Source organism: Rhodococcus opacus B4, assembly GCF_000010805.1.
Classification (GTDB): Bacteria; Actinomycetota; Actinomycetes; order Mycobacteriales; family Mycobacteriaceae; genus Rhodococcus_F; species Rhodococcus_F opacus_C.
Genome location: NC_012522.1, coordinates 5,572,191 through 5,583,984 on the forward strand (window position 1 = coordinate 5,572,191; position 11,794 = coordinate 5,583,984).

The 11,794-nt window shown below is 69.7% G+C and carries 11 protein-coding genes; 4 read left to right on the forward strand and 7 right to left on the reverse strand.

All coding sequences use genetic code 11. The features are described 5' to 3' along the window. Positions 1-40: 40 nt before the first annotated feature. Together ROP_RS25590 and ROP_RS25595 are read left to right on the forward strand one after the other, a co-directional pair. Complete coding sequence (locus ROP_RS25590; protein ID WP_015888905.1) at positions 41-1,621, forward strand: FAD-binding oxidoreductase; 1,581 nt, start codon at positions 41-43, stop codon at positions 1,619-1,621. Next, positions 1,618-2,532 carry a diacylglycerol kinase gene (locus tag ROP_RS25595; protein ID WP_015888906.1) on the forward strand — a complete coding sequence of 305 codons (915 nt, stop codon included), beginning with the start codon at positions 1,618-1,620 and terminating at the stop codon, positions 2,530-2,532. Before ROP_RS25590 ends, ROP_RS25595 begins: the two co-directional genes overlap by 4 nt. 4 nt (positions 2,533-2,536) lie before the next feature. On the opposite strand, the gene ROP_RS25600 is transcribed toward ROP_RS25595, so the two are convergent. Then, complete coding sequence (locus ROP_RS25600) at positions 2,537-2,920, reverse strand: RNA-binding S4 domain-containing protein (RefSeq protein WP_015888907.1); 384 nt, start codon at positions 2,918-2,920, stop codon at positions 2,537-2,539. 38 nt (positions 2,921-2,958) lie between these two features. Next, a complete protein-coding gene (locus tag ROP_RS25605) occupies positions 2,959-4,476 on the reverse strand; it encodes an MFS transporter (protein WP_015888908.1) in 1,518 nt (505 codons plus the stop codon). A 175-nt stretch (positions 4,477-4,651) separates the two neighbouring features. Between ROP_RS25605 and ROP_RS25610 the strand changes: the two genes are divergently transcribed. Next, complete coding sequence (locus ROP_RS25610) at positions 4,652-5,071, forward strand: hypothetical protein (RefSeq protein WP_015888909.1); 420 nt, start codon at positions 4,652-4,654, stop codon at positions 5,069-5,071. 13 nt (positions 5,072-5,084) lie between these two features. On the opposite strand, the gene ROP_RS25615 is transcribed toward ROP_RS25610, so the two are convergent. Both ROP_RS25615 and ROP_RS25620 read right to left on the reverse strand, forming a co-directional pair. Further along, positions 5,085-6,533, reverse strand: a complete 1,449-nt coding sequence (locus ROP_RS25615) for an MFS transporter (protein ID WP_015888910.1) — start codon at positions 6,531-6,533, stop codon at positions 5,085-5,087. Positions 6,534-6,621: 88 nt separating this feature from the next. Beyond that, a complete protein-coding gene (locus ROP_RS25620) occupies positions 6,622-7,869 on the reverse strand; it encodes a hypothetical protein (RefSeq protein ID WP_043825313.1) in 1,248 nt (415 codons plus the stop codon). A gap of 92 nt (positions 7,870-7,961) precedes the next feature. Between ROP_RS25620 and ubiG the strand changes: the two genes are divergently transcribed. After that, positions 7,962-8,801: a bifunctional 2-polyprenyl-6-hydroxyphenol methylase/3-demethylubiquinol 3-O-methyltransferase UbiG gene (gene ubiG, locus ROP_RS25625; protein WP_043825315.1), complete on the forward strand. Its 840-nt coding sequence runs from the start codon at positions 7,962-7,964 to the stop codon at positions 8,799-8,801. Here the strand turns inward: ubiG and ROP_RS25630 are convergent. The 3 genes from ROP_RS25630 to ROP_RS25640 all read right to left on the reverse strand — a co-directional run bounded on the left by ROP_RS25630 (position 8,792) and on the right by ROP_RS25640 (position 11,747). Then, positions 8,792-9,640, reverse strand: coding sequence for a 3-hydroxybutyryl-CoA dehydrogenase (locus ROP_RS25630; protein ID WP_015888913.1), 849 nt, complete (start codon positions 9,638-9,640; stop codon positions 8,792-8,794). The genes ubiG and ROP_RS25630 overlap by 10 nt on opposite strands. Before the next feature lie 74 nt (positions 9,641-9,714). Beyond that, positions 9,715-10,875: an acyl-CoA dehydrogenase gene (locus ROP_RS25635; protein WP_015888914.1), complete on the reverse strand. Its 1,161-nt coding sequence runs from the start codon at positions 10,873-10,875 to the stop codon at positions 9,715-9,717. A gap of 173 nt (positions 10,876-11,048) precedes the next feature. Further along, on the reverse strand, positions 11,049-11,747 hold the full coding sequence (locus ROP_RS25640) for a TetR family transcriptional regulator (RefSeq protein ID WP_015888915.1): 699 nt from the start codon (positions 11,745-11,747) through the stop codon (positions 11,049-11,051). Positions 11,748-11,794: the final 47 nt, after the last annotated feature.

Genomic DNA, 11,794 nt, shown 5'->3' on the forward strand with positions numbered 1-11,794 from the left:
TGAGCGTTCGGAAGATCACGCCGTCCTGACCGCACCCCCGATGCAGTGGGACGCCTGGGGTGCGCCCGAGAAGCACAAGGTCCTCTCGGACGGCATCAAGGGACTGCTGCAACAGGCGCTCGGCGTCACCGTCAGGGAACCCTCCGACCGGTCGGCCGACGACGTCGTCCTCGCTCCGAGCGCACTGTCCGACCAGCACGTCGACGCGCTCGCGGGCATCGTCGGAGAGCCGTTCGCCGGCACCGCGCACGCCGACCGGTTGCTGCGTTCCGGCGGCAAGAGCACGCTCGACCTGTTGCGGCGCCGCAGCACCGCACCGCAGAACGCGCCCGACGCCGTCGTCACCCCCGGCACCGACGCCGAGGTCGCCGACGTCCTCCGGTACTGCGCCGCCAACGGCATCGCCGTGGTTCCGTTCGGCGGCGGGACCAGCGTCGTCGGCGGGCTCGACCCCGTGCGCGACCGATTCGCCGCCGTCGTCTCGCTGGACCTGCGCCGGTTCGACGCACTGCTCGACCTCGACACCGACTCCGGCATCGCGACCCTCGGCGCGGGCGTCACCGGCCCCCGTGCGGAGGAACTGCTCGGCGAGCACGGCTTCTCGCTCGGGCACTTCCCGCAGAGCTTCATGTTCGCGACGATCGGCGGCTTCGCGGCCACCCGGTCGTCGGGGCAGGCGTCCGCGGGATACGGGCGGTTCGAGGACATGGTGCAGGGACTGCGGGTGGTCACCCCCACGGGGACTCTCGACACGGGGAGGGCCCCGGCGTCCGCGGCCGGCCCGGACCTGGGCGAGCTGTTCGTCGGGTCGGAGGGCACGCTCGGTGTCATCACCCGGGTGCGGGTGCGGGTGCACGCGGTCCCGGCCACCACCGTCCGGGAGGGGTGGCGGTTCCCCGACTTCGAGACGGGCGCGGCCGCGCTGCGCGCGCTGAGGCAGGAGGGTGCGGTCCCGACCGTGCTGCGACTGTCCGACGAGGCGGAGACCGCGGTGAACCTGGCGACTACCGACAAGATCGGCGAGGAGACCGTCACCGGCGGCTGCCTGGCGATCACCACGTTCGAGGGCACCGCCGAGCACACGGCGGAACGGACGGCGGAGGCCCGCGCGGTGCTGCAGGCGCACGGCGGCACGTCCCTGGGGGAGGAGCCCGGAAACGGCTGGGAGCACGGCCGTTTCGACGCACCGTACCTGCGCGACTCACTGCTCGACGCGGGCGCGCTGTGCGAGACACTGGAAACCGCGACCACGTGGGGCAACCTCGCCGCACTCCGCGCGGCGGTGACCACCGCACTCACGGAATCGCTGTCGGCGCAGGGCACCCCGCCGCTCGTCCTCTGCCACATCTCGCACACGTATCCGACCGGCGCCTCGCTGTACTTCACGGTCGTGTCCGCGCAAGCGGAAGACCCGATCGAACAGTGGCAGAAGGCCAAGACCGCCGCCGGTGATGCGATCGTCGCCGCCGGCGGAACAATCACGCACCACCATGCGGTCGGAGTCGACCACCGGCCGTGGATGCGGGACGAGATCGGCGACCTGGGCGTCGCGATTCTGCGGGCGGTCAAGAATACGGTCGATCCGGCGGGAATCCTCAACCCCGGCAAGCTGATTCCGTGAGCACGCAGCAGGTGATCGAGAAGGTCACCGTCCTCGTCAACCCGCTCGCCGGGCACGGGCACGCACCCGTCGCGGGACGGAAGGGGGTGGCGCGTCTGCGTGAGCGCGGGGTCGCCGTCACCGAGATCATCGGCACCGACGCCGATCACGCGCGCAGCCTGGCCCGCCGGGCCATCGACGACGGCACCGACGCGCTCGTCGTCGTCGGCGGAGACGGCGCCATCAGCATCGGGCTGCAGGCGGCGGCACTGTCCGGGACCCCCGTCGGCCTGATCCCCGCCGGCACCGGCAACGACCATGCGCGCGAGTTCGGCATCCCCGTCGGCGACCCCGTCGCGGCAGCCGACGTCATCGCCGACGGCGAGGTGCAGGAGTCCGACCTCGCCAGGATCACCCTCGGCGACCCCGCGGTCGTGTGGGCGGGGACGATCGTCGCGAGCGGTTTCGACTCGCTCGTGACGGACCGCGCCAACCGGATGTCCTGGCCGAAGGGCCCGATGCGGTACAACCTCGCGATGCTCGCCGAACTGACGCAGTTGAAGCCGCTGCACTACCGCATCGAACTCGACGATCAGGCCTTCGAGGTCGACGCGACGCTCGTCGCGGTGGGCAACGGCCGCTCCTACGGCGGCGGGATGCAGATCTGCCCGAACGCGGACAAGACGGACGGCCTGCTCGATGTCACCGTCGTCGACTACGGACGCCGGTCGAGGCTGGTCCGGCTGTTCCCCCGGGTCTACAAGGGCACCCATGTGGACCTGCCCGACGTCCAGACCTACCGGTCGCGGACGGTGCGATTGCACTGTGAGGGCATCACGGCCTACGCGGACGGCGACCGCGTCGGCCCGCTGCCGGTCACCATCGAGGCCGTGCCTGCCGCATTGCGGATCCTCAGCCACACCCCGGCCTGAGCGGTCACAGCCCGCGCAGCCGGTCCATCTCGCGGCGTTCGCGCTTGGTGGGCCGGCCTGCGCCCCGGTCGCGCTGCGGGATCGACGCGAGGACCTCGCGCGGTGGGGGTGGTGGTGTGTTGTCGGTGTAGCACTCGACGGCCACCACGGCGCCCACCCGCTTGGTGATCGGCCGGATCACCTCGACGATCCGTTCGACACCCGCCGCACGGATGCGGACCTCGTCGCCGGCCTTCACCGGCTGCGCGGGTTTGGCGGTGCTGCCGTTGACCCGCACGTGCCCCGACCTGCAGGCGGCCGCCGCCGCGGAACGCGTCTTGAACAACCGGATCGCCCACGTCCAGCTGTCGACCCGGACGCTCGACGGGTCGGTACCGGAAATCGCCACCCGACCAGGATACGAAACTCGCGACACCGGGCCGCGCGTCATCCCTGCGGTGGCGGAGTACTCGACCGGGCGGGCATGGGCTGCACGGCCGGTCCGGTGACGTCGCAATGTGGCTTGCAGGCGACCGACTCCGGGATGGGACCGAGCGGGATGGGACCGTGCGGGGCGGGACCGTGCGGGGCGGGAGCGGGGGCGGGAGCCCGGATCAGGGCTGCGGCGATGGCCGCCCCGACGAGGAGCAGTGCGATGCAGACGAACATCGCGATGCGGAAGCCGTCCGAGAAGCCGGCGGGGTCGAGCATGCTCTCGGCGTCGATGCCGGCGATCCCGGGGAGCGCCGCCACCGCCAGCAGCTGGCTGGTGCGTGCGACCGCGTTGTTCACCCCGGACGCGATGCCCGACTGTTCCACCGGGACCGATCCGAGCACGGCCGCGGTGAGCGGCGCGACCATGGCGGACAGTCCGAGTCCGAACACGACGACACCGGGAAGCACGACCGTCCAATAGCTCGCGTCCGGCCCGATCCGCGTCATCAACAGCAGCCCGGCCGCTGCGAGGGCGGGCCCGGCGGTCATCGGCAGTCGCGGGCCGTGGGTCTGGGCGTAGCTGCCGGCGCGGGAGGAGAACGCCAGCATCGCCAGCGTGATCGGGATGGTGGCGAGCCCGGCTTCGAGCGGCGAGTACCCGGCCACCAACTGCAACTGCAGAACCAGCAGGAAGAAGACGCCGCCGAGCGCGGCGTACACGGCGAGCGTCACCAGGTTCGCCGCCACGAACATGCGCGACGCGAACAGGCTCGGCGGCACCAGCGCGTTCGGTGAACGCACTTCCACGACGACGAACGCGATCAGCACGACGGCGCCCACCACCCCGGCGATCAGGTTCATCTCGATCAGGCCGTAGGTGAGCGCGCCCAGGCCGATCACCGCACACGCCGAACCGAGGACGTCGAGGTGATCGGGTGGATGTGGGTCCCGGCTCTCCGGGACGTGCCGCATCGACGCCCACACGACGAGCGCGGCGAGCGGCAGGTTGAGCAGGAACACCGACCGCCAGCCGGCCACCTCCACGAGCCAGCCGCCCAGCAGGGGTCCGATCGCTCCCGCCACCCCGCCGAGCCCGGACCACAGTCCGATCGCGGCGCCCCGGTCGTCCTCGTGGATGGACGCCGAGATCAGCGCGAGACTGCCGGGGGTCAGCATCGCGGCCCCGACGCCCTGCAGGATCCGTGCGATCACGAGCAGGGTGATGTCGGGTGCGATGCCACACAGCAGTGATGCCGCCGCGAACCACACGGTCCCCCAGACGAAGACGCGGCGCCTGCCCCAGCGATCCCCGAGCGCCCCGCCCAGCAGGATCAGCGACGCCAGCGCCAGGGTGTAGCCGCTGAGGATCCACTGCAGTCCCGCGACACCCGATCCGAGGTCCTCGCCGATGTGCGGCAGGGCGATGTTCACCACCGTGCCGTCCAGCAGCGCGAGGCTCGAGCCGAGCACGGTGGCGACGACGACCCACCGTCCCCGGCGGGTGCTCAGGCGCAGAACCGTGTCGGTCATGTCCCCATGGTGCGCCGCCCTCCGCGCGGTGCGGCGCTCGTTGCGATTTCTCGCGTCACCTTCGGCATACTCGGGACTACGGCAACGATCCGAACAGCATCTTCTTCACAGTGGCACTGCGGCGGCCCTGCACGTGCGACACTTTCGCCCACGCACCTCGATATACGGAGTACTCATGGACATCATGCGCAAGGTCGCAGTAGGGGCCGTCGCGGTGGCCGGCCTGTCTTTCTTCGCGGCGGGAACGGCCGCTGCAGACCCGGTGCCGGCACCCATGCCGCCGCCGCTTCCGGTGCCCCTGCCGGTCCCGATGCCCGCGGGCACGTATGTCGGCACGACCAACGTCCTCGGCGGCGACCTGATCTGGAAGGGAAAGACGTTCGGGCACGGATGGGTCATGGACAACTTCGGGGTGTTCTTCCCCTACGTCTTCGGCATGACGACCCCGGAACCGGGCGGTTCCCTCGTCACCGATTACAGCCCGTCCGGGCTGCCCTTCCTGACCGACCGGATCACGCCGAGGCCCGACGGGACCTACGAGGGCACCGTCTACGTCAACGGCAACCCCGTGGCCGGGTACGCCCTCCACAAGTAGGGCACTCGGGCGGCTACGCCTTCGACGACGTGAGCGGCTCGGTGGGAATCGCGTTCGGCGCCGCGGGCACGGCACGGCGGGTCGGGATCGCCAGGGTGATGGCTGCGGCGACGAGCGCGACACCGCAACCGATCAGCAGACCGGTCCGGAATCCGCCCTCGGTGGGCAGGGTGTGGCCCGCGACCTGCACGCTCATCTGCGCCAGGACCACGCCGACGACGGCCGCGGACACCGAGGTGCCCACCGAACGCATCAGCGAGTTGACGCTGTTCGCGGACGCCGTCGCGGACTGCGGCACGGCGCTCATCACGAGGGCGGGCATCGCCCCGTAGGCGAGGCCGACGCCTGCGCCGCAGATGCAGGTCACCACCACCAGACCCCACGTCGACCCCATCAGGAGCATCGACGATCCGTAGCCGAGAGCGACGACGAGGCTGCCGACGAGCAGCGTGACCTTCGGTCCGCGGGTGGACGACAGCTTGGCGCCGAACGGGGAGACCGCCATCATCATCAGGCCCGAGGGTGCCATCCACAGACCCATCGCCAGCATCGACTGTCCCAGGCCGTATCCCGTCGACGCGGGCAGCTGCAGCAGTTGCGGAACGATCAGCGACTGCGCGTACATGGCGAAGCCGACGACGACGGACGCCGCGTTGGTCAGCAGCACCTGACGTCCGGCGATGACCCGCAGGTCGACGAGGGGTTCGGGGGTGCGGAGTTCCCACCAGCCCCACGCCGTCAACGCGATGAGCGTGGCCGCGAACAGGCCGAGGGTGGTGCCGCTCGTCCAGCCCCAGTCGGCGCCCTTGGACACGGCGAGCAGCAGGCAGACCAGTCCGGTGCCGAGTCCGACCGCCCCGACGGGATCGAAGCGTCCCCGGGTGCCGTGGACCGGGGTGGCGGGCACGAAGAACCAGAGCAGCACGGCGATCAGCGCGCTGAGTCCGGCGGCTCCCCAGAAGAGCACCCGCCAGCTGGCGTTCTCGGCGACCGTCGCGGCGAGCGGCAGGCCGAGGGCGCCGCCGATGCCCATCGACGAGCTCATCAGGGCGATGGAGGAGTGCAGGCGCTCGGGCGGCAGCAGGTCCCGCAGTGCGCTGATGCCCAGCGGGATCATGCCCACCCCGATGCCCTGCAGTCCCCGGCCGATCACCATCGGGGCCAGGGTTGTCGCGAGTGCGCAGACCACCGAGCCCAGGACGAGCGGCACCGTGCAGATCAGCATCATCCGACGCTTGCCGTAGAGGTCGCCGAGGCGTCCGGTGACCGGGGTGGCCACCGCGCCGGCGAGCAGCGTCGCGGTGATCACCCAGGACGCGTTGGAGGCGGTCGTGTTCAGCAGTCGGGGCAGGTCGCCGATCAGCGGGACCACGAGGGTCTGCATGAGTGCGGCGACGATGCCGGTGAATGCCAGCACGGCGACGAGGCCGCCCGGGCGGACGGCGGGCGTCGGAGTGTCCACACGAATCTCCTCAACTACGCGAAAGACAACGTTGTGCACCATACACATGCTATGTATGGTGCACAACGTATGTACTCTGCATATTCGCTCACGGGGAGCGGGTGCGGAGATAGGCGACGGCAACCCCGCACGCGAGCACGGCGCTCACCGACACCCCCGTCGATACCCACGAGTCCGGCCACGACGGGACCCGCGATTGGGTGAGCGGCGCGTACGCCGTCCACCCGAAATCCACGACCAGCGGAACGGACAGCGCGGCCGGCGCGGCCAGCGACGCCGCGGTCACGGGTTCGCTCGCCGGGACGCTCGACGCGAAGGTGTACGTGGCCGCGAAGGGGAGGAGGAACCACGTTGCACCGAGATGCACGTCGTCCCACGGGGGGTGCTCGAACACCGCGGAGGCGGCGACGAGTACGAGTGCCCCGATCCCGAACAACGGCTGCGGGAATCGGCGTCCGAGCGCGGCGCCCGCGAGCACGAGCGCCGCGGGAACGAGCAGCCACGGCCAGGGGTCCGGGTACGACGACAGACTGCCGCCCCCGACGGCGACGAACGCCATCGCGGCGAGCAACAGGACCCCGGTGCGGCCCTCGAGCCACAGCGCGGCGGCGATCACCACCACGACCAGGACGATTCCGAACAGCCACCGGCCCTGCATCGCACCGCCGACGCCCAGGTTCCACACCCGACGGACGAACCACCAGTACAGCGCCAGCCCGACCAGAGGTAGACCGATCCCGGCGACGAGGGCCCGTCCGCTCACGGCGAGGTCCGTCGGGTCGCCGAAGTCGCCGGACGCCAGCGCGGCGGCCAGGACCACCGCGGTGAGCGCGAGGACGGTCAGAGCGGCCAGGTCGGGTTCGTACGCAGATCCGGGCACATAGTCCGCATAACGCCGCGGCGTCGAGGACCACGTCCGGACGTGGCCGACGGGTTCGGCGAGCAGGAGTCCGGCAACCACGCCCGCCGCGAGCGCGGTCTGCAACCACGTCCGGTCGGCGGTGGCGCACAGGCCGACGAGACCGCCGAGGAGAAGACCCGCGCCGAGTCCGCCGACGTACGTCTCGAACGGCCACGACCCACCCGACAGTGTGAAGCCCAGCAGCGCGAGGCCGGCGAACGACGCCACGGACAGGTTTCGCCGGGACCGGACGCGGGCGGCGACGAAGACCGCGACGATCGCCGCAACGGTCCCGCGTGCAGCGGGCCCCGAAGAGAACATGTCCAGGTTGTTGTACGTCACGAACACGAGCTCGCCGGAGACGCTGGACGTCAACGCAATTCCCGTGACGAACCCGCTTAGCAGCAGGCACACGTGCGAGATCCGGAAAGTCATCCCCCGAGCATCGCGCACGGGCGCCGGCCTTGAAGTGACCGACGCGCAGGAGAAGGCTGGATGTCGTCGCGGTGGTTCTCGGCAGAGAAGGGGTGGTCCGTGTGGTCATCGACAACGACGTCTACGACCGGGTGGGGGAGTCGTGGTGGGAGGAGGACAACCCGCTCAACCTGCTGCACGGAAGCCTGACGCCGGGACGATTCGCCTACTTCCGCACGGTGCTCGGCCAGACGATCGGTCGGAACTATCGCGGCCTGCGCGCCCTCGACGTCGGTTCCGGTGGCGGGTTCCTCGCGGAGGAGTTCACCCGCATCGGGTTCCGGGTGACGGGCATCGATCCGTCCCGGGTGTCGATCGACACCGCGCGCCGTCACGCCGCCCGCGCGGAACTCGACATCGAGTACCGCATCGGGTCGGGCGAGCGACTTCCGGTGCCGGACTCCACGTTCGACGTCGTCTACTGCTGCGACGTCCTCGAGCACGTGTCGGATCTGAGCGCGGTGATCGCCGAGACGTCCCGCGTGCTGAAACCCGGGGGACTGTATCTGTTCGACACCATCAACCGCACGTTCGCCAGCAAGCTCGTCGCCATCAAGATCATGCAGGAGTGGCGGATGACCCGGATGTTCGACACCCCCATTCACGACTGGTCCATGTGTATCCGTCCCGCGGAGCTGACGGCGCTCATGGAGCACCGCGACCTGCGGCTCGGCGAGATCGTCGGGCTCGGGCCGCGGTCGAGGAACCCGCTGCGGCTGCTCGATCTCGCCCGGGCGGGCGGAACCCGGCTCAGTTACGGCGAGTTGAGCCGCCGCCTCGACTTCGGGCAGATTCGAAGCACCGCCATCTCCTACATGGGATACGCCGTCAAGAACGGCGAAAGCCCGCCGCGACTACGCGACGGGCTCCCGGACGGGCGCGATCAGCTGTAGTCGTAGAAGCCCTTGCCGCTCTTCTTGCCGAGGTGCCCGGCATCCACCTTGCGCTTGAGCAGCGTCGGGGGAGCGTAGTGCGGCTCGGCGAACTCCGCGTACAGCGACTCCGCGGCGGCGAGCGTGATGTCGAGACCGACGGTGTCGATCAGCGTCAGCGGACCCATCGGGTAACCGCAGCCGCCCTTCATGGCCTCGTCGATGTCCTCGGCGGTGGCGTACCCCGACTCGAGCATCCGGACCGCCGACGTGAGGTACGGGATGAGCAGCGCGTTCACGATGAATCCCGCGCGGTCACCGGCCCGCACCGTCTTCTTGCGCAGCGTGTTCTTCGCGTAGTCGGTGACCGCGGTGACGGTCTCCTCCGACGTGACGAGGCTGACCACGATCTCCACCAGCGGCATCACCGGCACCGGGTTGAAGAAGTGAACACCCACGACCTGCCCGGGACGCTGCGTGGCGTTGGCCATCTTGATCAGCGGAATGGACGACGTGTTGGACGCGAGGATGCCGGACGGCTTCACGACCTTGTCGAGCTTGCCGAAGATGTCGACCTTGAGGGACTCGATCTCCGGCGCCGCCTCGATGACGAGGTCGCGGTCGGCGAAGTCGTCGATGTCGAGGGTGACCCGCACCCGGGCGAGCGCGGCGTCCGCGGCCTCCTGGTCGAGCTTGCCCGCCTTGACCCCGCGGGCGAGGGACTTCTCGATCCGGGCCTGCGCGGCCTCGGCGAACTCCGGCTTCGTCTCGAGGATGAGAACCGAGCTGCCGGCCTTGATGCATACCTCGGCGATGCCGGCACCCATGGTGCCGCCGCCGATCACGCCTACTAGTTCCACAAATTCTCCTCACGTAGCCGTGCGCCTTTTTGGTAGCGGCAGCTACCAGAAAGGCGCACGGGCGGCGAAGCCGCCTACTTCAACAGTGCACGCGACATCACGACGCGCTGGATCTGGTTCGTGCCTTCGTAGATCTGTGTGATCTTCGCATCACGCATCATCCGCTCGACAGGGAAGTCCGTCGTGTAGCCGGCGCCGCCGAACAGCTGGACGGCGTCGGTGGTGACCTCCATCGCGACGTCGGAGGCGAAGCACTTGGCGGCCGCGGAGATGAAACCGAGGTTCTTCTCGCCGCGCTCGGCGCGGGCCGCGGACGTGTACACCATGAGGCGCGCGGCCTCGACCTTCATCGCCATGTCGGCGAGCATGAACTGCACGGCCTGGAAGTCGCTGATCGACTTGCCGAACTGCTTGCGGTCCTTGGTGTACGCGAGGGCGGCGTCGAGCGCGCCCTGCGCGAGGCCGACCGCCTGCGCGCCGATGGTGGGACGGGTGTGATCGAGGGTCTGCAGCGCCGTCTTGAAACCGGTACCGGGCTCGCCGATGATGCGGTCGCCGGGGATCTTGCAGTTCTCGAAGTACAGCTCGGCGGTGGGCGAACCCTTGATGCCGAGCTTCTTCTCCTTCGGTCCGACGACGAATCCTTCGTCGTCCTTGTGGACCATGAACGCGGAGATGCCGTTGGCGCCCTTGTCGGCGTCGGTGACGGCCATGACGGTGTACCAGCTGGACTTGCCACCGTTGGTGATCCAGCACTTGGACCCGTTGAGGATCCAGTCGTCGCCGTCGGCCTTGGCGCGGGTGCGCATGCTCGCGGCGTCCGAACCGGCTTCGCGCTCGGACAGCGCGTACGACGCCATCGCCTCGCCGGACGCGAGCTGCGGCAGGACCTGCTGCTTGAGTTCCTCGGAGCCGTTGAGGATGAGGCCCATGGTGCCGAGCTTGTTGACGGCGGGGATCAGCGAGGAGGAGCCGCAGACGCGGGCGACCTCTTCGATGACGATGCAGGTGGCGACGGAGTCGGCGCCCTGGCCGTCGTACTGCTCGGGGACGTGGATGGCGTTGAAGCCGGAGTTCACGAGGGCCTGCAGCGCCTCTTCGGGGAAGCGCGAATCCTCGTCGACTTCCTTCGCGTAGGGTGCGATCTCCTTCTCGGAGAGCGCGCGGATCGCGGACCGCAGTTCGTCGTGCTCGTCACCGAGCTTGAACAGATCGAAGTCCGGATTTCCGGCCATGGGGCGCTCCTTGCTGAGTCTCGACGGCACCGAGTCTGAGCGGCACTCCGTGCCAGGTTCTTTTCCGTTCAGGTGGGCCGCAACGTTCGTGGTCGGCAAACTACTGCCACTAGAGAGCAGTCAACCACGGCACTGAGTGCCAGTCAAGGGTGGGTGTCGTCACCCTCGGCCGCTCAGCTCCGGCGCCGGGACAACTGCGTCCGGATGCGCCCGGTGATCTCCTCCACGGGAGTTCCCGGCGGGTACGAGACCACGAGCACGGCGTCCTCTTCCTGCGTGGACGTCCCCGGCGCGACGCCGAACGTCCGGCGCACGTCGAGCAGGGCCCGCCCCAGTTCCTCGGCGGTGGCGTCCGGGTCGCCCTTGATCATGTTCCGGAGCAGAAAGTTGTGGCACGCGGTGACAGCGGCCGCGAATCCGATCACCTTCAGCACCGGTTGCGTGGGCACGACGCCGCGCAGGTAGTCGACGAACAACCGCTCGTAGCGGACGCCGGTGACGATCTCCCGGTCGCGGAGGGCGGGAACCCGCTGCACCACCTGGTACCGGCGCATCGACAGCTCCCGGTTCTCCCGGAACCTGTCGAAGACCAGGCCCGCCGTCTTGCAGACCGTCGCCCACGGGTCGTCGGTTTCGGTGGTCAGACAGTCCTCTGCCTGCTGCAACAGTGATTCGTGATCGGCGAAGATCACGTCCTCCTTGGAGCGGAACTGGCGGAAGAACGTCCGCCGGGACACCCCGGCGGCCGACGCGATCTGCTCGACGGTCGTCGCCTCGTAGCCGTTCTCGGAGAACAGCCGGATGGCCTGCGCCACCACGTGGACGCGGAAGTCCGCGGGATCGATGCCGGGGGTGTCGACGCGCTCGGTCATGGGGCCCAGTATCCATCGGCGGCATTGGACCCGCAGTGCCCTGGACC